17 protein-coding genes are annotated in these 22940 nt (G+C 65.7%); 8 read left to right on the top strand and 9 right to left on the bottom strand.

All coding sequences use genetic code 11. The annotated features are described in order from the left end of the window. The first annotated feature begins 12 nt into the window (after window positions 1-12). A complete protein-coding gene (locus QX051_RS13705; RefSeq protein WP_315776481.1) occupies window positions 13-2061 on the top strand; it encodes a PQQ-dependent sugar dehydrogenase in 2049 nt (682 codons plus the stop codon). A gap of 217 nt (window positions 2062-2278) precedes the next feature. Further along, complete coding sequence (locus QX051_RS13700) at window positions 2279-3172, top strand: SMP-30/gluconolactonase/LRE family protein (RefSeq protein ID WP_315776480.1); 894 nt, start codon at window positions 2279-2281, stop codon at window positions 3170-3172. A 732-nt stretch (window positions 3173-3904) separates the two neighbouring features. Here QX051_RS13700 and QX051_RS13695 read toward each other — a convergent pair. The 4 genes from QX051_RS13695 to QX051_RS13680 form a co-directional block, all read right to left on the bottom strand. Beyond that, entirely contained in the window at window positions 3905-4285 is a 381-nt protein-coding gene (locus QX051_RS13695; RefSeq protein ID WP_315714907.1) for a hypothetical protein, read from the bottom strand. Window positions 4286-4385: 100 nt separating this feature from the next. Then, window positions 4386-5264: a transglutaminase family protein gene (locus tag QX051_RS13690; RefSeq protein ID WP_315737284.1), complete on the bottom strand. Its 879-nt coding sequence runs from the start codon at window positions 5262-5264 to the stop codon at window positions 4386-4388. Next, the gene (locus tag QX051_RS13685; protein WP_315776479.1) at window positions 5261-7795 is read right to left on the bottom strand and encodes a circularly permuted type 2 ATP-grasp protein; all 2535 of its coding nucleotides are present in this window, start codon (window positions 7793-7795) and stop codon (window positions 5261-5263) included. Before QX051_RS13685 ends, QX051_RS13690 begins: the two co-directional genes overlap by 4 nt. Window positions 7796-7825: 30 nt before the next feature. Beyond that, a complete protein-coding gene (locus QX051_RS13680) occupies window positions 7826-11140 on the bottom strand; it encodes a transglutaminase family protein (RefSeq protein WP_315776478.1) in 3315 nt (1104 codons plus the stop codon). 434 nt (window positions 11141-11574) lie between these two features. Between QX051_RS13680 and QX051_RS13675 the strand changes: the two genes are divergently transcribed. Beyond that, a complete protein-coding gene (locus QX051_RS13675; protein ID WP_008964013.1) occupies window positions 11575-11772 on the top strand; it encodes a hypothetical protein in 198 nt (65 codons plus the stop codon). Window positions 11773-11967: 195 nt separating this feature from the next. On the opposite strand, the gene QX051_RS13670 is transcribed toward QX051_RS13675, so the two are convergent. From QX051_RS13670 to hpaR, 4 genes are all read right to left on the bottom strand, one after another. Next, window positions 11968-13491 (bottom strand): altronate dehydratase family protein, encoded by a 1524-nt coding sequence (locus tag QX051_RS13670; RefSeq protein ID WP_315776477.1) that lies wholly within the window; start codon window positions 13489-13491, stop codon window positions 11968-11970. 111 nt (window positions 13492-13602) lie between these two features. Further along, window positions 13603-14382: an HpcH/HpaI aldolase family protein gene (locus QX051_RS13665; protein WP_315776475.1), complete on the bottom strand. Its 780-nt coding sequence runs from the start codon at window positions 14380-14382 to the stop codon at window positions 13603-13605. 132 nt (window positions 14383-14514) lie between these two features. After that, complete coding sequence (locus tag QX051_RS13660) at window positions 14515-15600, bottom strand: malate/lactate/ureidoglycolate dehydrogenase (RefSeq protein WP_315776474.1); 1086 nt, start codon at window positions 15598-15600, stop codon at window positions 14515-14517. A 158-nt stretch (window positions 15601-15758) separates the two neighbouring features. After that, window positions 15759-16214 carry a homoprotocatechuate degradation operon regulator HpaR gene (gene hpaR / locus QX051_RS13655; RefSeq protein WP_409977900.1) on the bottom strand — a complete coding sequence of 152 codons (456 nt, stop codon included), beginning with the start codon at window positions 16212-16214 and terminating at the stop codon, window positions 15759-15761. A 177-nt stretch (window positions 16215-16391) separates the two neighbouring features. On the opposite strand from hpaR, the gene hpaH reads away from it, so the two are divergent. The 5 genes from hpaH to QX051_RS13630 are packed head-to-tail and all read left to right on the top strand — an operon-like array spanning window position 16392 to window position 21686. Further along, on the top strand, window positions 16392-17198 hold the full coding sequence (gene hpaH, locus QX051_RS13650; RefSeq protein ID WP_315776473.1) for a 2-oxo-hept-4-ene-1,7-dioate hydratase: 807 nt from the start codon (window positions 16392-16394) through the stop codon (window positions 17196-17198). A gap of 24 nt (window positions 17199-17222) precedes the next feature. After that, window positions 17223-17621 (top strand): 5-carboxymethyl-2-hydroxymuconate Delta-isomerase, encoded by a 399-nt coding sequence (locus tag QX051_RS13645; RefSeq protein ID WP_315737276.1) that lies wholly within the window; start codon window positions 17223-17225, stop codon window positions 17619-17621. After that, the gene (gene hpaE / locus QX051_RS13640) at window positions 17614-19152 is read left to right on the top strand and encodes a 5-carboxymethyl-2-hydroxymuconate semialdehyde dehydrogenase (protein WP_315737275.1); all 1539 of its coding nucleotides are present in this window, start codon (window positions 17614-17616) and stop codon (window positions 19150-19152) included. The genes QX051_RS13645 and hpaE overlap by 8 nt, the downstream gene beginning before the upstream one ends. Window positions 19153-19164: 12 nt before the next feature. After that, window positions 19165-20037 carry a fumarylacetoacetate hydrolase family protein gene (locus tag QX051_RS13635; RefSeq protein ID WP_315776472.1) on the top strand — a complete coding sequence of 291 codons (873 nt, stop codon included), beginning with the start codon at window positions 19165-19167 and terminating at the stop codon, window positions 20035-20037. A 23-nt stretch (window positions 20038-20060) separates the two neighbouring features. After that, on the top strand, window positions 20061-21686 hold the full coding sequence (locus QX051_RS13630; protein WP_315776471.1) for a thiamine pyrophosphate-dependent enzyme: 1626 nt from the start codon (window positions 20061-20063) through the stop codon (window positions 21684-21686). A 15-nt stretch (window positions 21687-21701) separates the two neighbouring features. Here the strand turns inward: QX051_RS13630 and QX051_RS13625 are convergent, their stop codons facing one another. Further along, on the bottom strand, window positions 21702-22931 hold the full coding sequence (locus QX051_RS13625; protein WP_315776470.1) for an MFS transporter: 1230 nt from the start codon (window positions 22929-22931) through the stop codon (window positions 21702-21704). Window positions 22932-22940 lie beyond the last annotated feature (9 nt).

The raw sequence follows: 22940 nt of genomic DNA, 5'->3' as shown, positions 1-22940 counted from the left end.
CGGGACCAACGCATGAGATGGTCGTGGCACAGTCTTGCAGCCGTCGCGACTGCCATGCTCATCGGCATCGGAGCTTGCCGCGCCGACAACGCGACGGTCCGCAGCGGCTACGCGCTCGGCCCGGCCAGTTGCGGCGACGGCGCCCTCGCCTTTCCGCGCCTCCAGATCGACATGAAGCCCGGCTTCTGCGCCGGCCTCGTCGCCAGCCGCGACGACGGCCTGCGATTTCCGCGCGGCATCGTGCAGATCCCCGGCCATCGGCTGTTCGTGATCGCGGACATGGGCGGCTGGGGCCATGAAGACGGCCGGCTGCTGATCCTCGATCCCGCGGCGCCGGCCGGCCAGCGCCTCCGCGAGGCGATCACGCGGCTGTCCTATCCGTTCGGGCTTGCGGCCGGTCCCGACGGCAAGATCTACGCCGCCACCGATACGTCGATCTTCCGCTTCGATCCGCTCGCGAGCAATCCGAAAGCAACGATCGAGACCATCATCCGCGACCTGCCGGGACGCCGCCTCGCGCTACCCGACGGCACGCGCCTATCGGAAAGTGCGCATTCGCTGAAGGCATTCGCCTTCGACCGCACCGGACGGCTGTTCGTCAACATCGGCTCGCCTAGCGACAACTGCCTGTCGCAGGCGCCGATCACGCAGCCCTGCGCCGCCGGTGAAGGCACCTCGGCGCTCGCCGCGATCTGGCTGTTCACGCCACCGGCCGGCGGCGTCTTTGCGGCGCTGAAATCCGGCGATCCGTCGCCGCCGCACGAGGTCTACGCGCGCGGCCTGCGCAACTCAATGGCGTTGGCCCTGCATCCGCGCTTTCCCGATCCCGGCACCGCCTTGCTGCAGGGCGAGAACGCGCGCGATCTGCAGGACGTGTTCGCACCCAACGAGGAGATCAACGCCATCGAGCAAGGCCGCCACTATGGCTGGCCCTATTGCTACGACCTGACGACGCCGAGCCCGGAATTCAAGCGCGTGTTGCAATCCGGCGCGCTCAAGAACCTCTGCAACACCACCACGCTCTACAAGCAGCCCTGGTCGCTGCTGCCGCCGCATGGCGCGCCGCTCGGCATGCTCTACTACACGGGCGATCGCTTCGACGAGTTGAAAGGCAGGCTGCTGGTCGGCCTGCACGGCTACCGGCCGACCGGCAGCCGGCTGCTCGCCTATGAGGTCGATGAGCGTGGCTTCCCGAAAGTGAGCCCGGCGCCGGTGCGCTATCATGTGAGCTGCGCCGCCGAGCCGACCCGCGCTTTCCAGACCGCAGCCGGTCCCGCACCGGCCGCGGCGTTCGACGAGATCATCACGGGGTGGCATCGCGTCAACGGCATCCGGCCGCAAGGCGCGCCGGTCGGCATGACCGTGGCCGACGACGGCGCGATCTGGCTGGTGGAGGACAAGAACCAGACCGTGATCCGGATCGACCGCACGGACGAGGCTGCACCCGAGCCGTTGCCTTGCGACGTCAGGAGCAATGCGCTGATCGATCGGCTGGCGTCCCTGGTGATGGACGACTCTGCCAGCCGCGCGCGGTTGGCGATGGTGCGCAAGAACCTCGTCGAGAAACATTGTCGCGGCTGCCATTCGGATTTCGGCCTCGAGGCCGGGCAATCCGATCGAGACAAGGACCTCGCGGTGCTGCGCTTCATGCTGGCCCAGGACGGCTGGATCTATCCCGGCGATCCCGAAGCCGGCCGGCTGCGTCAGCGATTGCGCGGGTTGGGTGCCGAGCGGCAGATGCCGCCCGGGGCCGACCTGATCAAGACGGAACCAGGCTATGCGAAACTGCTTGATGTGGCCGACGACCTCGTCGCGCGCCTGGTTCCAGGCACGCGGATGCGGGTCAAAGCGGGTGGCCCGCCGCACCGCAAGTTCTTCGCCGCGGACGGCCGCGAATGCGGCGACATTCCGTTCGGCAAGATCGTCGTGGTGACCGAGAGGTCTGCCGTCAATAAGCCCGGCTTCAGCCGTTTCTTCCGGCCAGCCGACACCTATCTCAACGGCACCTGCACGGACGACGATGGCTATTACATCCAACAGCAGTTTCTGGTGCCGCTCTGACGGACGCGACGAGATGATCCCTGGGATGAGCAAAGCGACTGCCACAGGCGCAGTGTGCTCCCCTCCCCCTTGCGGGGAGGGGGCGGGGGTGGGGGTAGTCGCGAGCACCGCTGCCCGCGATGGTGGGCACGGCGCGCCGCACACGGTGTTGGCGCGGAAGCAGCGTCGCATCGCGCCCTTGCCCACCCTACGCATCCCGCGTTTGGCGGAACTCGCAATGCTCGTCCTTGCGACCGTCCCTGCTCTGGCCGCCCCAAAACTGTTCGAGAGCACGCAACTCACACCGTCAGGCGAATATACCTTCGGCATCGAAGGCCCCGCCGTCGACCGCGACGGCAATCTGTTCGTGGTCAATATCAGCAAACCCGGCACGATCGGCAGGCTGGCGCCGGAAGCGACGGCCTCGGAGAAATTCACCGAGCTGCCCGACGGCAGCATCGGCAATGCGATCCGCATCGACGCTGCCGGCGTCATGTTCGTCGCCGACTACAAGAAGCACAACATCTTCGCCATCGCGCCCGGCACCACCGAGCCCCGCCTCGTCTTCCATGGCGACGACATGAGCCAGCCCAACGACGTCACGCTGTCACGCGACGGCACCATCTATGCGAGCGATCCCAACTGGAAGGCGCGCAGCGGCCGCGTCTGGCGCATTGCGAAGGGCGCTGATGGCGTGATGCAGGGCGTGGCGATGATCGCGCCACGCGCCATGGGCACCGCCAACGGCATCGATCTCAGCCCCGACGGCCGCACGCTCTATGTCGGCGAATCCAACAGCGGCGAGATCTGGTCCTATGCGATCGACGGCGACGCGCTGACACGGCCGAAGCTGATCAAGACCTTCGAGCCGAACACGATCGACGGACTGCGCACCGACGCCAGCGGCCGGCTGCTGGTCGCGCGCATCCTCAAGGGCAGCATCGCCATGCTGGCGCCGGATGGGCGCATGATCAGGGAGATCGCGCTGAAAGCCAAGGAGCCGACCAACCTCGCCTTCGGCGGCACCGACGGCAAGACCGTGTATGTGACCCAGCGCCAGGGCGGCTTCATCGAGTCGTTTCGGACTGATGTCGAGGGGCGAGAGCATTGTTTGCAGATGCGGAAGTGCTGAGCTTCTCTGCTGGTGCCGGATTGAGCATGCCGCTCGCTGTCTGAACGACAACTAACAGATCGCGCATATCCGCCATGCCCGAATTGCCCGTCGTGCCAGTTTGTCGCACGCTTGCCCACTTGTGTCGTCGGGCAAATCAGACCGATGTTTCCGGCCATCCCGGGCTCGTGAGAGGGGCGTATCGCGGTCGTCACGAACGTGGAGCCTGGGGAGCGGTGGGCGTGTGGTGCTGCAGCGTGATCAGTCGCGCGGACGAACGGCATGATGCGCACGGTGAAGTCGTGATGTCCCGACACCCCGATGCTGGTGTCAACCTGGCGCAATGCGATCGCGCTGGGGATGGTGGCCAGAAAGCCCGGCGCACCAGGGAGACCACGTATAAGCCGTAAAGCCATCGCGCAGGGAATGCCGGTTGATCCGGCTTTGCCTGTGGTTCCTGCCGCCTGCATTCTTTTCGCAGGCGGGCCATGGGTGAGGCCATCACCCGGCATTCCCTGCGCCCTCTTGTTCTCAGAGGGTTCGAGCTATCCTTCATGACTCGGACAGATCATGTCGCGAGAACGCTGCCTCATACTCCGTGTCATGCCCGCGCAGGCGGGCATCCAGTACGCCGCGGCGTCTCGATTCGTCACCCCTTCCGGCGAGTACTGGATCGTGAGGCCGGCACCTTTCATCTCACCCGTAAATCAAGGCCCCCGCGTGCGCGAGGGCCTTGGTAGCAATGGCGATCGCTTATCGCCCGTACACGACCGGAGCGCGACGGACGATCAGCGGCGGCGGCAGGTCGCGCTCCCAGACGCGGCCGTCGTCGAACTGAATGCGCATGCCGTCGGGCGAATACACCGCGCTTTCGTCGCGCGCATCGATCCACAGCCGGCTATTGGGAGCATTCCAGTCCGGCCAAGCCTGGAGGGACTCGCCGGTCTCGGTGGTCAGGTTCACGGCATCGCCGTTCTGCGTCACGAAGGCCGGCGCGCCGATCATGCCGTCGCGGCACATCTGGATGCAGCGGTAGGTGCCGGTGAGGTTCGCACTCGGCTGGGCCGAGGCGCTGCCGGCGACGCAGGCGCCGACGAGGCCAATGACGATTGCAACGCGTTTCATGTCGATCACTCCATCGCTCGAAAGGGTCAGCCAGCCCCCATTTCGGGCCCCTCGGGCGGATCAAGTGCGATGCGGGAAAAATGTTCCGGCCGTTCCCGGTGAGGGAACCCTACTCGACCATCACCACATCGACGGCGACGCCGAGTTTCTGCTTGCGCGAACCGACGATGATGCCATCGACCGGCGAGACGTCGGAGAAGTCGCGGCCCATGCCGAGGATGATGTGATCATTGCCGACCAAGAGATCATTGGTCGGATCGAAGCCGATCCAGCCCAGCTCCTCGCCACCCCACAGCGACACCCAGGCATGGGTGGCGTCGGCGCCCTGCAGCGGCGGCTGGCCCTCGGGCGGGATGGTGCGCAGATAGCCGCTGACATAGGCCGCGGGCAGACCGAGACCGCGCAGGCCGGCGATCATGATATGAGCAAAATCCTGGCAGACGCCGTGGCGATTGTCGAACACCTCGCGCAACGGGGTCGAGATCACGGTCGCCTTCGGATCGTATCTGAACTCCTTGCGGATGCGCCGCATGAGGTCGGCCGCGCCGGCAACGATGCCGGTGCCGGCGCGAAAGCTTGCCGCGGCATAGTCTGTCACCGGCTCCAGCACCGGCACCAGCGCGCTGGCGAAGACGTAGCCGATCGGCGACGACGGGCCGAGGCTCGTCGCCTCGAAGGCGGCATCGCGCACGTCCTCCCAGGCCGCGCTCGGCGCATCGCGCTCCGGCGGTGTGCGCGACAGCTTTACCCGCGAGCGCGAGTCGATGCGCAGATGGCGGTGCTGAGTGTCGATCACGATGCTCTCGGTCAGCGTGCCGAAGAAATCACGCCGCGCCGTCCGCTCCGAGGGACGCGGGCGAATGTCGACGCTGTGCGAGATCAACTCCTGGCCGTCGCCGCTGAGCGGCTCCAGGCGCAGCGAGCAGCGCGCAAAGCTGACGGCGCTCTCATACTCATAGGTCGTGACATGCCGGATGTCGTAGATCACGCGAGGCCCGTCAGCTTTTCCGGCCGCGTCGCGTTCGGACCGTGCGGGAAATAGTGCTGGCCAATCGCCTCCGCCAGATTGAGCAGGTCCTGCTCCAGTGCAAACAGCGTGCGGCCGTCGAGATGGGCCGCCTCCGCTGCGGTCAGCCGCGCGCCCAGCGAGATCGCGAGGCGTTGCGGCCGCTCGATCAGCCCGTTCTCCTTCAGGACCGGCAGGCTCGCAATGTGCTCGTTCAGCAGCTCGACCTGGAACGCGACCGAGCGCGGGTTATAGAGGTCGAGCACGACGAGATCGCGGATCGGCGCCAGCGCCGGGCCGATCAGATAGCGCGAGCGATAGGTGATCTGACAATCGACCAGGGTGAGCAGGACGTCGAGATCCTCGGGCGTCGCCTCGTCATAGCCGAACTGCCGCGCGAACCGCGCGGTGTTGATGGCGCGCTCGGCGCGGCGACCCATGTCGAGGAAGCGCCAGCCGGCGGCGCGGTTCATGTTCTCCTGGGCAAGGCCGGCGAAGCTCGCGAGCCTGTCGAGCGTAAGCTCGGCGATGCTGACGACGGCGTCCTCATCCTCGGCCTCCTGCGCCAGCCGATTCGGCATCTCGGTGATGACCTGCCAGGCGTCGGGCGAGAGGCGCTCGCGCAGCGAGGTCGCGGTGCGCTGCGCCGATTTGAGCAGCGACAGCGCCGAGCCGAACTGCGCCTCGGCCTGCAGGGCCTCGGCAGCCACCTGGAATCCCTTGCTGCGCGAGGTCTGCTCAACAGCGCCCCACGCCAGCAACAGCCGCTGGATGCGCTCGGAGGTGTTGAGCTGCGCCGGCGATCCCTTGCCGGGATCACGATGCTGGGCTGCGAGCGCCCGGATCAGCCGCACGGTGGCCTCGGCGCGCTCCAGATAGCGTCCGAGCCAGAACAGATTGTCGGCGGCGCGGCTCGGCAGCACGCCGGCGATGCGGCGTATCCGCACGTTGTCGGAGCCCGGCAGCAAGGTGTGCGCCGCCACCGCCTTGTCGGCGACCACCCAGACATCGGCGGCGCGCGCGCCGTCGCCCATCGACACCGCGCGCGCATCGAGCTTGTCGGCGATGCGGCAGAAGCCGCCGGGCATCACGGTCCAGCCGTCGGGCGTGGCCGCCGCGAACACCCGCAGCACGAACGGCCGCGGCGCGATCCGGCCGTCCTGCCACACCGGCGTGGTCGACAGCCGCACTACCTCCTGGCCGACATAATCGATGCCGCGCTGGCTGATGGCAGCGCGCAGCCGCTCGCGCTCGGCGGCCGAGAGCTCGCCGGCCAGCACCGGACCGCTGCTTGCGAAGCCCGGTACGGCGCGGCCATAGGCACCTTCGATCGCGAACTCCTCGAGCCGCGACAGCACCTCGTCGCGCGCGGACTTCTGGCCGCACCACCACGTCGCGATGTGCGGGATATTGAGATCCTCCCCGAGCACGCGCCGGGCAAGGCTCGGCAGGAAGCCGAGCAGCGCGCGCGCCTCGAGCACGCCGGAGCCCGGCATGTTGGCGACTACGACGCCGCCCTTGCGCACGACGTCCATGAGTCCGGCAACGCCGAGCCGCGAGGCCGCGTCGAGCTCGAGCGGATCGAGCGAGTTGGAATCGAGCCGCCGCAGCAGCACGTCGACGCGCTTCAGGCCGGCGACGGTGCGGATGTGCACGCGGTCACCGCTGACGGCGAGATCGTCGCCCTCGACCAGCAGGAAGCCGAGATAGCGCGCCAGCGTCGCGTGCTCGAAATAGGTCTCGCTGAACATGCCCGGCGTGAGCACGCCGATGCGCGGCTCGTCACGATCGGCGCTGGCGCGCAGCGCATCGCGGAACGCTTCGAAGAACGGCGCGAGACGCTCGACGTTCATGGACTTGTAGATCGAGGAGAAGGCGCGCGACAGCACCAGCCGATTTTCCAGCGCATAGCCCATGCCGGACGGCGCCTGGGTGCGGTCGTTGAGCACCCACCAGCCGCCGTCGGGCCCACGGCCGATATCGGCGGCGTAGATGCTGAGGAAGCGGCCGCCGGGCGGTTTGACGCCGCAGACCGGGCGCAGATATTCGCTGGACCCGGCGACGGCAGCCGCAGGAAGCGCGCCGCTCGCGAGCAGCCGTCCCTCGCCATAGATGTCCTGCAGCACCCGCTCGAACAGCTCAGCGCGCTGGACGATGCCCTGGGACAATTGCGCCCATTCGGACTCGTCGATCAGCAGCGGCAGATGGCTCAGAGGCCACAATCGCTCGGCGTTATCGCCCGGCGAGCGATAGGTGACGCCGGCTTCGCGCAGATGGCGATCGGCGGAGGCGAAGCGGCGCTCGATGTCGCTCGGCGCGAGTGCGGCGAAGGTCTCGGCAAAGCGGGTCCAGACCGGCCGCGGCCGGCCGTCGGCCCCGATGAACTCATCGGGGATGCCGGGGAGCCGGGCATAGTCGCGCGCCCAATGCTCGGCGCGGCGCAGCGGAAAACGTGCCGCCGGCCGATCGGCGGCGGGGCTCGCTCCCTGGTCCTGGCCGCTCGAGCCGTCCATACCCTGGTCCTCCGCGCAAACTCCGTTTCATCAATGCAGGAGCGGCCTGCGCAAGTCGAGGGTCATCGGGAATTCATTTGTGCGTTCTTCCGGCGGCAGCGGGATTCGTCCGGGAGTGTGGCCGTGATCCTGGAAGCGGGCGAGCCGCCGCGCCTCCGCCTCGTAGGAGTTGATCGGCTTGGTGTCGTAGTTGCGGCCGCCGGGATGGGCGACGTGATAGACGCAGCCGCCGAGCGAACGGCCATTCCAGGTGTCGATCAGGTCGAAGGTCAGCGGCGCATGCACTGGAATTGTCGGGTGCAGACCGGAGGCCGGCTGCCACGCCTTGAAACGAACCGCCGCCACCGCCTCCGCCGAACGCCCCGTCAAGGTCATCGGCATTCTCCTACCATTGCAGGTCACGAGGTGGCGGCCTTCGATGAAACCTTCGGCTTTCACTTGAAGTCGTTCGACCGAGGAATCGACATAGCGCACCGTGCCGCCGGCCGCGCCTTCCTCGCCCAGCACATGCCAGGGCTCCAGCGCCTGCCGCAGCTCCAAGGTCACGCCGCCATGCTGCACGCGGCCGAAGGTCGGAAAACGGAACTCGAGCTGCGCCTGGTACCATTCCGGCGAGAAATCGTAGCCGGACGACCTCAGCTCATCCAGGACATCAAGAAAGTCTTCCCATATGAAGTGAGGCAGCATGAAGCGGTCGTGCAGCGCCGTGCCCCAGCGCACGAACTTGCCGTCCTGCGGCTCGCGCCACGATTTGGCGATCAGCGCACGGATGAGAAGCTGCTGCGCCAGCGACATGCGCGGATCGGGCGGCATTTCCAGCGCACGGAACTCCACGAGTCCGAGGCGGCCCGTCGGTCCCTCCGGCGAGTAGAGCTTGTCGATGCAGATCTCCGAGCGATGAGTATTGCCGGTGATGTCGACCAGCAGATGCCTGAACAGCCGGTCGACCAGCCACAGCGGCACGCTCTGCCCGATCCGTGGCACATTGGCGAGCGCGATCTCCAGCTCATAGAGACTGTCGTGGCGCGCCTCGTCGATGCGCGGAGCCTGGCTGGTCGGCCCGATGAACATGCCGGAGAACAAATAAGACAGCGACGGATGCCGTTGCCAATACAGGACGAGGCTCTTCAGCAGATCGGGGCGGCGCAGGAACGGCGAATCCGGCGGCGAGCTGCCACCGACCACGACGTGATTGCCGCCGCCGGTGCCGGTGTGGCGGCCGTCGATCAGGAAGCGATTGGCGCCGAGCCGCACCTTTGCAGCATCCTCATAAAGTCCGAAGGTGATGTCGACCGATTGCCGCCAGCTCGCGGCCGGCTGGATGTTGACCTCAATGACGCCCGGATCGGGCGTCACCTTGATCACCTCGATGCGCGGATCGAACGGCGGTGCATAGCCCTCCACGTGAACCTTGATCTGCATCACCTCCGCCGTCGCTTCGACCGTTGCGACCAGCTCCAGGTAGTCCTCGATGGTTTCGACCGGCGGCATGAACACGCAGAGAATGCCATCGCGGATCTCGACCGACATCGCCGTGCGGACGCCGAGCCCGCCCCAGTACTGATACTGAACGTCCTGCTGCGGCTTCGGCGCGCGGTCGAGCTTCGGCAGCGGCGGCACCTGTGGCACGATCACCGGCCGCCCCTGCGTGAACATCGGCAGCGGCCCGCGCTCCTCCATCGGGTCCTGCTCGTGGATATACGGGAAATCTTCCGGCGGAATGTAGGCCAGCGAGCCGATCGGCAACCGCAGGCCGAGCGGCGAGTCGCCGGGAATCAGGAACAGGCGCTTGCGCCGCAGGCCCCAGCGCTCGCTGCGCCAGCGCCTGGGCTGTGCATTCCAGCGCTGGATCGGCAGCACGAAGCCGCGCGGGATGTGCAGGCCTTCGTCGAACACCCGCGCCATGCGCGCGCGCTCTTCGGGATCGGCGAGCTTGGAGTCGAGTGCGTCGACGTTCTCGGGCAGGGCGGCTTCCTTCTGCAGCCAATGCGCGGGATCCTCGAACGCGGGCAGCACGTAGTCGGATTCGAGCCCGAGCGTCTCGGCGGCCGTGTCGAGGAAACGCTCCGCATCCTGGATCGTCGCCTTGCGCGGACCATCGACGCTGGCGATCAGGTCCGGATTGCGCCAGATCGGCTCACCATCCTTGCGCCAATACAGTCCGAACGCCCAGCGCGGCAGGCTTTCGCCGGGATACCACTTGCCCTGGCCGTAATGCAGCAGGCCACCGGGCGCGAAGCGCGCGCGCAGACGCCGGATCAGGCTGTCGGCGAGCCCGCGCTTGGCCGGGCCGACGGCAGCCGTATTCCACTCAGCCGATTCCATGTCGTCGATCGACACGAAGGTCGGCTCGCCGCCCATCGTGAGCCGCACGTCGTTCGCGGCGAGATCGGCATCGACGGCTTCGCCGAGGCGGTCGAGCCGGTCCCACGCCTCATCCGAAAATGGCCGGGTGATCCGCGGCGCTTCGCGGATGCGCCTCACATTCATCTCGAAGTTGAAGTTGACCTCGGCAACTCCGGCGCTGCCGCTGATCGGCGCGGCCGAGTGATAGTGGGGAGTCGCAGCAACGGGGATGTGTCCCTCGCCCGCCAGCATGCCCGAGGTGACGTCGAAGCCTATCCATCCAGCACCGGGCAGATAGACCTCGGCCCAGGCATGCAGATCGGTGAAATCATTCTCGACCTCGACCGGCCCCTCGACCGGATCAATGTCGGGACGGAGCTGAATCAAATAGCCGGAGACGAAGCGGGCGGCGAGGCCGAGATGCCGCAGCGTCTGGATCAGCAGCCACGCCGAGTCGCGGCAGGAGCCGGCGGCCGACGACAGCGTCTCCTCCGGCGTTTGAACACCGGGCTCCATCCGGATGATATAACGAATCTTTTTCTGCAACTGCGCATTGAGTTCGACGAGATAGTTGACGGTGTTGTCCGCATCGCGGGGAATCGACTTCAAGTATTCCGCGAACAACGGCCCCGGCTCGATCGTCTCGAGATAGGGCGCGAGTTCCACCTTGAGACCCTCCGGATAGGCAAAGGGAAAACTGTCCGCATAAGGCTCGACGAAGAAGTCGAACGGATTGATCACGGTCATCTGCGCCGTGAAGTCGACCTCGATTTTGAGTTCGTTCACCTTCTCAGGGAAAACGTAGCGGGCCAGCCAATTGCCTTGCGGATCCTGTTGCCAGTTCACGAAATGGTTGGGCGGCGTGACCTTGAGCGAATAGCTCAGCACGGGGGTCCTGGTATGTGGTGCAGGACGCAGGCGGATGGTCTGCGGGCCCAGTTCGACCGGACGATCGTATTTGTAATGGGTAACGTGATGTAATGCGACGTAGATTGACACGAGGTTTCGGCGCTCCAGCAACTTTTTTAAGCAGAACATTGCTGTGCTTAGGGATCAAGCACTAACAAAGGGCAGAGCTGCCTATTGAACTATCCTAAGCCCGAAAGGCGGCATTTGGGTCCGCGTAGGTCGAGTTGAGCCTCCCCTGTCAGGTGCTTCCGCTGCACGCACCGGTCGCTTTTCCGGCCGCTGCGCGCCCCAATCCGGCCCGTCACGAAGAACGAGAGAAGAACAAACAACCTCTCCAGCCGCACGCGGAGAGTTGTCCACAGGAAGGCGCGCAGGCGCTCACGGAAGATTGACCAGTCCCTCAAAGCAGGGATTAACCCCGAATGATGAACTAACAAGAACTAATAGCGTTGCATTTGCCGCAATCGCTTGATAGCTCGACTACACATGCTATTTAGGACCACCATTGCCAAAAGGAGAATCAAGTGGCGAAGACAGCTAAGAAGGCAGCTACCAAGAAGTTGGCGCGGAAACCCTACACGCCCGCCGACATCAAGCTGCTGAAGCAGCACTCGAAGTCCAAGACCCCGGTTGCCAAGATCGCCAAGGCCATGAAGCGGACCGAAGGCTCGCTCCGTCAGAAGGCCCTGGCGCTCGGCATCGGCCTGGGCCACCAGCGGTAAATTGCTCTGCGCCGCTGCCACGCGAGCGTCGGCACGGCCAGCCCATGACGGCCAGCAAATGGCGGCGCGCTCACCTGTCATCTGATCTCAGTTGCGATCCAGTCTCAGCTATTGGCGATCTCAGCTGCGATCAGATGCCGGGACATGTCAGACGGCAGCCCCGATATGGGGCCGCCGAATAGCTGAGTGATCCAGCTACATCGTCGCGCCGAGCACCCAGGGTGCGAACTCGGCCCCGCCGAAATCGAAGCTCTCGCTCTTGGTCGGCTGCCCCGAGGCGGTCTTCAGCATCAATTCGAAGATGCGCTGGCCGCACTCCTGCACCGTCTCCTCGCCGTCGAGGATGGTGCCGCAATTCACGTCCATGTCGTCTTCCATCCGCTTGTACATCGGCGTGTTGGTCGCGAGCTTGATGGACGGTGCCGGCTTGCAGCCGAACACGCTGCCGCGTCCGGTCGTGAAGCAGACGAGATTGGCGCCGCCGGCCACCTGCCCCGTCGCCGCGACGGGGTCGTAGCCGGGCGTGTCCATGAACACGAAGCCCTTCTTGGTGACGGCCTCGGCATAATGCAGCACATCGACCAGATTGGTGCTGCCGGCCTTGGCCATCGCGCCGAGCGACTTCTCGAGAATCGTCGTCAGGCCGCCGGCCTTGTTGCCCGGGCTGGGGTTGGCGTTCATCTCCGCACCCTCGCGCGCCGTATACTCCTCCCACCAGCGCATCAGGGAGACGAGCTTCTCGCCGACGTCGCGGCTGACTGCGCGGCGCGTCAGCAGATGCTCGGCGCCATAGGTCTCGGGCGTCTCCGACAGGATCACCGTGCCACCATGTCGCACCAGCAGATCGCTTGCTGCACCGAGCGCCGGATTGGCCGAGATGCCGGAATAGCCGTCGGAGCCGCCACACTGCAGCGCGACCGTCAGCTCGCTGGCCGGAACCGTCTCGCGCTTGACCCTGTTGGCGTCGGCGAGCGCTTCCTTGACGAAAGCAATGCCGGCCTCGACGGTCTTGCGGGTGCCACCGACCTCCTGGATGTCCATGGCACGCAGACGGCCGGCGAGCTTCTGCTCCTCCATCAGTCCGCCGATCTGATTGGCCTCGCAACCGAGGCCAAGGACGATCACCGCAGAGAAGTTCGCGTGACGCGCGTAGCCACCGAGGGTTCGCCGAAGCAGCTTCAGCGGCTCGTCGAGCGTCATGCCGCAGCCGGTCTTGTGCGTCAGCGCCACGACGCCATCGACGTTCGAGTAGTCGGCGAGCGGATCATCACCGGTGAAGGGATTCCGCTTGAAGACGTCGGCGACCAGGCCCGCGACATGCGCGCTGCAGTTCACCGACGTCAGAATGCCGATGTAGTTGCGGGTCGCGACCCGGCCATCGGGCCGGCGAATGCCCTCGAACGTCGCCGGAAGATCGAAGTTCGGCGTCGGCTTCACGTCGACGCCATAGGCATAATCCTTGGCGAAATCGCCCATGCCGCAGTTCTGTGTATGAACGTGCTGCCCCGGCGCGATCGGCGCGGTCGCGAAGCCGATGATCTGGCCGTAGCGGCGGATGGGCTCGCCCTGCGCGATCGGACGCACCGCGACCTTATGCCCCGCCGGAATGCGGTCCACCGTGGCCACGCCATCGGCAACCGCGAGGCCGGGCGGCAGACTCGCACGCGCGATCAGGACGCTGTCCTCGGGATGAAGACGGATGACGGGGGCGGGAGCCATGGCAGTCTCTCTTCGTTTGTATCGGTAGGTCGCAAACAGGCATGCGAATAGCGAGTTGCGAATAGCGAATGAATGAATCCCCTATTCGCTACTCCCTATTCGCAATTCGCCTCAGGCCTTGCCGCCGGAGTCCTTGCGGGTCCGCGCGACTTGCTGGCGGGCATAGACCTGCATCAGGCCGACCTCGTTGGACAAGGTCACGAGCTTAAAGCCCATGTTGATGGCGCGGACAGCGCCCTCGGCGCCGCTGCAATGAATACCGGGATTGAGCCCGCGCTTGCCGCATTCCTTCACGATCTTCTCATAGATCTTGAGGATCTCCGGCTCGTCACGATCGAGCTTCGGCACCAGGCCATAGGAAAAGCCGAGATCGGAGGGACCGATATAGACGCCGTCGATGCCTTCGACATCGAGAATGGCTTCCATGTTCTCGACCGCGGTCCTGGTCTCCATCATCGGCAGCAGCACGATCTCGTCGTTGGCCGTCTTCTGATACTCGCCCGCGCCGCCATACATGCCCGAACGGATCGGACCGTTGGAGCGCACACCCTTGGGCGGATATTTGGAATAGGAAACGAGGTTGCGCGCTTCCTGCGCTGTGTTGACCATCGGGCAGATGACGCCATAGGCACCGCCATCGAGCACCTTGCCGATGATGCCGGGCTCATTCCACGGCACGCGCACCATCGGCGTGACCGGATGGCCATGCATCGCCTGAAAGCACTGCACCATCGACAGATAGTCCTGTACCCCGTGCTGCATGTCCACGGTGACGCTGTCGAAGCCGCACTGAGCCACGACCTCCGCGGAAAAGCCCGAGGGGATCGCGAGCCAGGCATTCACCACCGTCTTGCCTTCGGCCCAGAGCTGCTTGACCTTATTGTTCGCCACGACTGCGTTTCCTTCCCTTGTTGTTCAACCGATCCGTCTCGTTAGAATTCGTTCTCGCCGATGGCGCAACGCAATGCAATCCCGCTCAATCTGAGCATGGATGCTTCGCGCCACCCGCAAATCACACTGATTTCACGATGTCGCCCGCTGAATGCTCGCTTCGCTGACACCCACTTCGCGTGCCGTGTTCACTATTGCCGCCCAGGTGTCATCGGGCAAGGGCACGCCATTGGCCGTACGCTCGGCCCGCATCTTGCGCTCGGGATCGCCCGGCACCAGCACCTGATCAACGCCGGAGACCGGCTTGGTCGCCCGGATGAAATCCGTATAGCGGGTGATCTCACCATCAAAGAAGCTCGCCGGATCGACCACCTTCGGGTCGATGTAGATCGCGAGCATGCCGTTGGCAAAGCGCCGATTTGCCGACGTCGCCCCGGTGCCGGTCAAGGCGCCGCCGAGCAGCTCGCAGATGAAGGCGAGACCGGAGCCCTTGTGCTCGCCGAAGGCGCGGATCGCTCCCGTCCCCTTGGTGTGGTCGCGCGTCCCCTCGGCCTCATAGGCTCCATAGAGCACCGCCGGATCCTCGCTGAGCGTCCCGTCGGCATCGATCAAGGCGCCCTTGGGCAGCTTCTTGCCGCCGCGGCTCGCCACCAGGACCTTTCCCTCGGCCACGATCGAGGTCGCGAAATCGAGCACGATGGGATCCTGTCCCTGGCGCGGGATGCCGACACAATATGGCGCGGTGGAGAACCGCTTCTCGACTCCGCCATAGGGCGCCACCAGCAGTGAACCTGCGGCCGTGACGAAATGAATGGAGACGAGTCCCTCAGCGGCGGCCATCTCCGCCCAGTCGCCGACCCGGCCGAGATGGCCGGAATTGCGCAGCGCCAAGGCGGCCAAGCCGCTCTTCTTGCAACGCTCGATGCCGATCCTCACGGCCTGTGGTGTCACGGTCTGGCCGTAGCCGAACTTGCCGTCGACGACCACCAGCGACGGGGTGTCGACCACGACCTCTGCGGTCTGATTGGGCACGATCGAACCCATCTTCTGCCAACGGATATAGACGGGCACGCGGATCACACCGTGGCTGTCATGCCCTGTCAGGTTGGCCGTCGTCAGATAGGTCGCGATCCGGCGGGCCTCCTCCGGCGAGGAATTGGCGTGCTCGAAGACGTCGGCAACGAAATCGATGAGATGCGCAACCTTGATAGTGACCATGACAACTCGCGGGTTCGATCAGCATGCGAAAACAGAGTTAGCATGGTTTGCCATGCCTGCGACGCACGCCCTCTCCGCTCGGCTGCATCGCTTCTTATCAAAACGCCGAACGGCCTGCCAAGCATGAGACCGCGCCATTGCGCTTGGTCCGCGGCATATCAGCCATCGCCGTCGTCGGAGGCGTCGAGATCGCCGCCGATGCTCTGCTCCAGCTCGCCCAGCATCTTGTGCAATGCGGCAAGCTTGCGGGCCCCATACCGGCTGGCAATCGATGCATAGATCGCCTCTGAGCTCGGCGCGACCTGTGCGATCAGCTTCATGCCCTTGGCGGAAATCGACAACACGCCCCTGCGCATGTCGCGGCTATCGACTTCGCGCTGAATCAAGCCGCGCGCCTCGAGATCGCGCAGGATGCGAGAGAGGCTGGGCCCGAGCAGGAACGCGACCCGCGCCAGCTCCGTCACCTCGATCACATCGACCGCCGCCAGCGCGCGCAAGATACGCCATTGCTGCTCGGTCAGGCCGTGCTGTCGCAGATTGGGGCGAAACTGCCGCATCACGGCCTCACGCGCCCGCAACAAGGCCATCGGCAGCGACTGCGAGAAGTCGCGCATCGGCACCTTGCGCGCTTCCTTCGCAGCCTGCCTGGCGACCTTGGCCCTGGTCTCGCTCACATCAATCTCCCGTGGGCCATCCTGAATATTTGCACTGCAGCAAACGCCGTTTCGGTTTGCCGGCTGAAACTTAACATGTTAATCATCTGCCGCCATCTCTTTTCTGAGCGATAGACCATGCCTCTTGCGAGTGACCAGATTCATAGCTGCGCCTTACGCCTGGATCAGGCCGAAAAGAGCCGCCGCCAGATCAGGCAGTTGTCGCAGGAGTTTCCCGATATCACCATCGCAGATGCCTATGCGATCCAGGAGGCCTGGATCAGCGTCAAGGTGGCCGCGGGCCGCGTCATCAAGGGTCACAAGATCGGATTGACATCGAAGGCGATGCAGAGCGCGCTGAACATCGATGAACCGGATTCGGGCGTGCTGCTCGACGACATGTTCTTTGCCGATGGCGGGCTGGTGCCGTCCGACCGCTTCATCGCGACGCGTATCGAGGCGGAGCTTGCCTTCGTCATGAAGCATCGTCTTTCGGGACCGGACTGCACTCTGTTCGACGTGCTCAACGCGACCGATTTCGTGGTGCCGGCATTGGAGATTCTCGACACCCGGATCGAGCGGGTTGATCAGGAAACGAAGGCGACGCGCAAGATCTTCGACACGATCGCCGACAACGCCGCAAATGCCGGCATCGTGCTCGGCGGCCGGCCGCTGCGGCCGCTCGATGCCGACCTGCGCTGGATCGGCGCACTCTGTTATAAGAACGGTCAACTGGAAGAGACCGGCTTGGCCGCCGGCGTGCTGAACAACCCGGCAACGGCCGTTGCGTGGCTCGCCAACAAGATCGCGGCAAATGGATTCGCGCTGGAGCCGGGACAGGTGGTCCTTGCCGGCTCGTTCATCCGGCCGATCGAGGCGCGCAAGGGCGACACGATCCAGGCCGACTACGGCCCGTATGGGACGGTGAGCTGTTACTTCGCCTGACGCCTGCCCCGGAGCGACCGCACCATGCCGCATTTCAGCATCGAATACTCCGCCAATCTCGACGGCTTTGTCATGATGGGCAACCTTTGCGAAGTGGTCCGCAAGGCCGCCAGCGAGACCGGGATCTTTCCGATCGGCGGCATCCGCGTGCGCGCGATCCGCTGCGAGCACTACGCGATCGCCGACGGCAAGCCCGATTCCGCCTTCCTCGCGATGCTGCTGCGGCTCGGCGAAGGCCGCGACCTCGCGGCACGGCAGAAGGCCGGCGAGCACGTCTTCAAGGCACTTTCAGATTACCTCGACCCAGTCTTCGCCAGTAGCAAGTTCGCGCTGTCCTTCGACATGCAGATCAACGATGCCGCGACCAGTTGGAAGCGCAACAACATCCACGACGCCCTGAAAGCGGAGGCATCCCATGGATAAGGCCAGTCCCAAAGCCGACATCTACAAGGCCAATCTCGACCGTGCCGCTCCCCTGCTCGCGAAGCTGAAGGACGAGGGCATCGGTCACTTCATCGACGGCAAGGTGGTGCCGGCGATCTCAGGCGCGACGTTCGAGACGAAGTCTCCGATCGACGGTGCCGTGCTCGCCAAGGTCGCGCGCGGCAATGCCGAGGACATCGATCGCGCGGCGACGTCGGCCGCCCTCGCCTTCAAGTCGTGGCGCGACATGGCGCCGGCGATGCGGCGCAAGCTGCTGCATCGCGTGGCCGACGCGATCGAGGATCATGCCGACGACATCGCCGTGCTCGAATGCATCGACACCGGTCAGGCCTATCGCTTCATGGCCAAGGCCGCGATCCGCGCCGCCGAGAATTTCCGCTTCTTCGCCGACAAATGCACCGAGGCCCGCGACGGCCTGAGCACGCCGAGCGACGAGCATTGGAACATCTCGACGCGGGTGCCGATCGGGCCTGTCGGCGTGATCACGCCGTGGAACACGCCGTTCATGCTGTCGACCTGGAAGATCGCCCCGGCGCTCGCGGCGGGCTGCACGGTCGTGCACAAGCCGGCGGAATGGTCGCCGATCACGGCGCAGTGGCTGGCCAAGCTCGCCAAGGACGCCGGCATTCCCGACGGCGTCCTCAACACCGTTCATGGCTTCGGGGAGGAGGCCGGCAGGGCGCTGACCGAGCATCCCGCGATCAAGGCAATCGGCTTCGTCGGCGAGAGCTCGACGGGATCTGCGATCATGGCGCAGGGCGCACCGACCCTGAAGCGGGTGCATTTCGAGCTCGGCGGCAAGAACCCGGTGATCGTGTTCGACGATGCCGATCTCGACCGCGCGCTCGATGCCGTCGTGTTCATGATCTACTCGCTCAACGGTGAGCGCTGCACCTCATCCAGCCGCCTGCTGGTGCAGCAGAGTATCGCCGAGACCTTTACGGCCAAGCTTGCGGCGCGCGTGCGTGCGCTGAAAGTGGGTCATCCGCTCGATCCCGCCACCGAGCTCGGGCCGCTGATCCACGAGCGGCATCTCGCCAAGGTCTGCTCCTATGTCGACGTTGCACGCGAGGACGGTGCGATCATCGCCGTCGGCGGCAAGCGGTTCGACGGCCCGGGTGGCGGGCATTACGTCGAGCCGACGCTGGTGACCGGCGCGCGCCAGACCATGCGCGTGGCGCAGGAAGAAGTGTTCGGGCCGTTCCTCACCGTGATCCCGTTCCGCGACGAGGCTGACGCGATCGCGATCGCCAATGACGTGCAATACGGCCTTACCGGCTATGTCTGGACCGGCGACATGGGCCGCGCGCTGCGCGTCGCCGACGCGCTGGAAGCCGGCATGATCTGGCTGAACTCGGAGAATGTCCGCCACCTGCCAACCCCGTTCGGCGGCATGAAGGCATCGGGCATCGGCCGCGACGGCGGCGACTATTCGTTCGACTTCTACATGGAGACCAAGCACGTCTCGCTCGCGCGCGGCACCCACAAGATCCAGCGGCTCGGGGTGTAAGGAGACAAGCCCATGACCTCCCCTCGCCTCGCCACCTATGTCGCCGATGGCTCGGTCCGCTACGGACTTGCGACCGACAAGGGCCTCATCGATCTCTCCACGCGTTTCGCCCAGGATTATCCGACCTTGCGCGAGGTGATCGCCGCGGGAGCCCTGCCCCGGCTGATCGATGCCGCAGCCGGGCTGTCGCCCGATCATGGCCTCGATGCCATCAGCTGGCAGCCGCCGGTCCCCGCGCCCGAGAAGATCATCTGCATCGGCGTCAACTATCCCGATCGCAACGCCGAGTACAAGGACGGCCAGGACGCGCCGAAATATCCGTCGATGTTCATGCGCACGCCGCGCTCCTTCGTCGGCCATGACACGCCGCTGGTGCGCCCGCGCGCCTCGCCGCAGCTCGACTATGAGGGCGAGCTGGTCCTCGTAATCGGCAAGGCCGGACGGCACATTCCGGAGAGCGAGGCGCTGGATCACATCGCCGCGCTCACGCTGTGCAACGAGGGCACGATCCGCGACTGGGTGCGGCATGCGAAATTCAACGTCACGCAAGGCAAGAACTTCGATTCGACGGGCAGCCTCGGGCCCTGGATCGTGCCCTACACCAATGAGAGCCAGCTCGCCGACATCAGGCTGACCACGCACGTCAATGGCGAATTGCGCCAGGACGACCGCACGTCGCGGCTGATCTTCGGCTTCCGCTACCTCATCAACTACATCTCGACCTTCACCACGCTTGTCCCCGGTGACGTGATCGTGACGGGCACGCCCACCGGCGCCGGTGCACGGTTCGATCCGCCGCGCTATCTGAAGCCCGGCGACGTCATCGAGATCGAAGCCGAGGGCGTCGGCACCTTGCGCAACGGCGTCGTCGACGAAGCCCTGTAGAAGTTCAGAAACGGAATGTCAGCATGACCACCATGACCGGCGGCGAAGCCATCGTCAGCGGGCTCGTCGCCCACGGCGTCGACACCGTGTTCGGCCTGCCCGGCGCGCAGGTCTACGGCCTGTTCGACGCCTTCCACCAGGCGCAGCTCAAGGTCGTCGGCGCCCGCCACGAGCAGGCCTGCGGCTACATGGCGTTCGGCTATGCGCGCGCCAGCGGCAAGCCCGGCGTGTTCAGCGTCGTACCGGGTCCCGGCGTGCTGAATGCTGGTGCTGCGCTGCTCACCGCCTTCGGCTGCAATGAGCCGGTGCTGTGCCTCACGGGCCAGGTGCCGACCGACTATCTCGGCCGTGGCCGCGGCCATCTGCACGAGATGCCAGACCAGCTCGCGACCTTGCGCACCTTCGTCAAATGGGCCGAGCGCATCGAATATCCCGACAGCGCGCCGACGCTCGTGTCGCGCGCCTTTCAAGAGATGATGTCCGGGCGGCGCGGCCCCGCGGCGCTGGAAATGCCCTGGGACGTGTTCACGCAGAAGGCTGAGACGGCCGCCGCAAAGCCGCTGGCTCCGTTCGCGCCGCCGCAGCCCGATCCCGACCGCATCGCCAAGGCCGCCGCGCTGATCACGGCTGCGAAGACGCCGATGATTTTCGTCGGTGCGGGCGCGATCGATGCGCGCGAGGAGATCCGCGAGCTCGCCGAGATGATCGACGCGCCGGTGGTCGCCTTCCGCTCCGGGCGCGGCATCGTCTCCAATGCGCACGAGCTCGGGCTCACCATGGCCGCGGCCTACAAGTTGTGGCCGACCACGGATCTGATGATCGGCATCGGCACCCGCATGGAGCTGCCGACCACGTTCCGCTGGCCGTTCAAGCCGGATGGCCTGAAGTCGATCCGCATCGACATCGATCCCGCCGAGATGCGGCGCCTGATCGTCGATGCCGGCATCGTCGCCGACGCCAAGGCGGGCACGGCCGCGCTCGCGGCCGCCGTCAGCAAAGCGGGCTATCGCAAGACAACAGGCCGTCGCGCGTCCATCCGCGACGCCAGCGCTGCGACCTTGCAGGAAATCCAGCAGGTGCAGCCGCAGATGGCCTATCTGAACGTGCTGCGCGAGGCGCTGCCGAAAGACGCCATCGTCACCGACGAATTGTCACAAGTCGGCTTCGCTTCCTGGTACGGCTTTCCGGTCTACGAGCCGCGCACCTTCATCACCTCGGGCTATCAGGGCACGCTCGGCGCCGGCTTCCCGACCGCGCTCGGCGCCAAGGTCGCGCATCCCGACAGGCCTGTCGTCGCGATCACCGGCGACGGCGGTTTCATGTTCGCCGTGCAGGAATTGGCGACCGCCGTGCAATACAACATCGGCGTCGTCACCCTGGTGTTCAACAACAATGCCTATGGCAATGTCCGGCGCGACCAGCGCGAGCGCTTCGACGGCCGCGTCGTCGCCTCCGATCTCGTCAATCCGGATTTCGTCAGGCTCGCCGAATCCTTCGGCGTCGCCGCCAGCAAGGTCACGTCACCCGACCAGCTCAAGTCGGCGCTGGAGACCGCGCTCGCCCATGGCGGGCCGTATCTGATCGATATCGAGGTGCCTCGCGACAGCGAGGTCTCGCCCTGGGCCTTCATCCATCCGCCGAAGCCCTGAAGGCACCGATCGAGCTCACGGCGGGGACGCGCGGCGTCCCTGCAATCCGGCCGCGGCCATCGCCAGCAGGCCGGCCCCGGCCACGAGCCAGCACGCGACCGGCGCCCATCGCACCAGTGGTGCGTAGTCGGGCAGCTTCTGCAGACCGCCGGCGACGGCGGCGATCCGCGCGAACGTGGCCAGCGCCAGCGCGGAGAACACGAGACCGGTCACCTTGCCCTCGGCACCTGACGTGCCGATCGCGAGCGCTGCCGAGATTGCGCTCATCATCATGCAGCCCCAGGCCGCACCGGCGATGAACTGCGCCACGATCAGCACGGTCAGCGCACCGGCGAGTTCGGCGATGACGATCGCGATCGCGCCCAGCAGGCCCGCGATGCCCATCACGATCAGCCCACCGCGATGCTTCACCACCACGCTGGCCGGAAACAGCACAAGGTTGAAGCCGATCCAGAACACCGGCATCAGCCAGGACAGATCCTCCGGCTTGGCGAAGCGGAGATAGAACGCCGAGCTGTTGATGCTGAAATGCAGCTGGTAGCCGAGCGCGAGGATCACCATGGCGCCGATGAACAGCAGCGGCAGTCCCCGCAGCGGCTTGGGCTCGGGCTTGGGATTGGCCGGCGCTTGCGCGGCCGGACCGGCATCCTGCGGGATGCGCGCGAGACCGAGTGCGGTCAGCAGCAGCACGGCTGATGAGATGATGAAAGGCAATCGCGGATCGTAGTCGCGCAGGATCACGCCGAGATACGGCGACACGGCGCCGGCCACGCCATAGCCGAGCATGACCAGCGCTGCCAGGAACGGAATGGCCGGCCGGGCCGCATGGCGCCCGAGCAGGGTCAAGGGCGGCGCGCGCAACACCGAGGAGGTCAGCGCCCAGATCGCGATCAGTCCGATGAAGACCGCTGGACCCGCCGACGCCGCCACGAACGGCAGCGCGACAAAGGCGGCGCAGGATACCGCAGCCAGCAGGCCAACGAATAGACCGAACCGCGCGGCGACGCGCCCGATGCGATCGGCCGCGATCCCCATGGCCGTATCCGAGAGCGTGAAGATCGCCTGGTCCAGCATCAGGATCAGAACGACGTCCGAGGGCGCGATGCCGGCCTGGGCCGCGAGCTTCGGCAGATAGATCACATAGGTCGTCCACAGCAGCGTGAACACCAGCTGCAGCAGCGCAAGGTGAAGTCCTATTCGCGTCGCCGCCGGCGCTCGCTCCTCCGCAAGTTCGACAGTGCTCATGGCCCCTCT

The organism is Bradyrhizobium sp. SZCCHNR1053, assembly GCF_032381235.1.
In the GTDB taxonomy this organism is placed as follows: Bacteria; Pseudomonadota; Alphaproteobacteria; order Rhizobiales; family Xanthobacteraceae; genus Bradyrhizobium.
The sequence above is the reverse complement of the archived record's forward strand: the minus strand, read 5'-3'. Positions and strand labels throughout refer to the sequence as shown.

Coding starts and splice junctions, on each gene's coding strand:
- QX051_RS13705 (WP_315776481.1), top strand. CDS start 13: ATGAGATGGTCGTGGCACAGTCTTGCAGCCGTCGCGACTGCCATGCTC.
- QX051_RS13700 (WP_315776480.1), top strand. CDS start 2,279: ATGCTCGTCCTTGCGACCGTCCCTGCTCTGGCCGCCCCAAAACTGTTC.
- QX051_RS13685 (WP_315776479.1), bottom strand. CDS start 7,795: ATGGACGGCTCGAGCGGCCAGGACCAGGGAGCGAGCCCCGCCGCCGAT.
- QX051_RS13670 (WP_315776477.1), bottom strand. CDS start 13,491: ATGGCTCCCGCCCCCGTCATCCGTCTTCATCCCGAGGACAGCGTCCTG.
- QX051_RS13660 (WP_315776474.1), bottom strand. CDS start 15,600: ATGGTCACTATCAAGGTTGCGCATCTCATCGATTTCGTTGCCGACGTC.
- hpaR (WP_409977900.1), bottom strand. CDS start 16,214: ATGCGCGACTTCTCGCAGTCGCTGCCGATGGCCTTGTTGCGGGCGCGT.
- hpaH (WP_315776473.1), top strand. CDS start 16,392: ATGCCTCTTGCGAGTGACCAGATTCATAGCTGCGCCTTACGCCTGGAT.
- QX051_RS13645 (WP_315737276.1), top strand. CDS start 17,223: ATGCCGCATTTCAGCATCGAATACTCCGCCAATCTCGACGGCTTTGTC.
- hpaE (WP_315737275.1), top strand. CDS start 17,614: ATGGATAAGGCCAGTCCCAAAGCCGACATCTACAAGGCCAATCTCGAC.
- QX051_RS13635 (WP_315776472.1), top strand. CDS start 19,165: ATGACCTCCCCTCGCCTCGCCACCTATGTCGCCGATGGCTCGGTCCGC.
- QX051_RS13630 (WP_315776471.1), top strand. CDS start 20,061: ATGACCACCATGACCGGCGGCGAAGCCATCGTCAGCGGGCTCGTCGCC.
- QX051_RS13625 (WP_315776470.1), bottom strand. CDS start 22,931: ATGAGCACTGTCGAACTTGCGGAGGAGCGAGCGCCGGCGGCGACGCGA.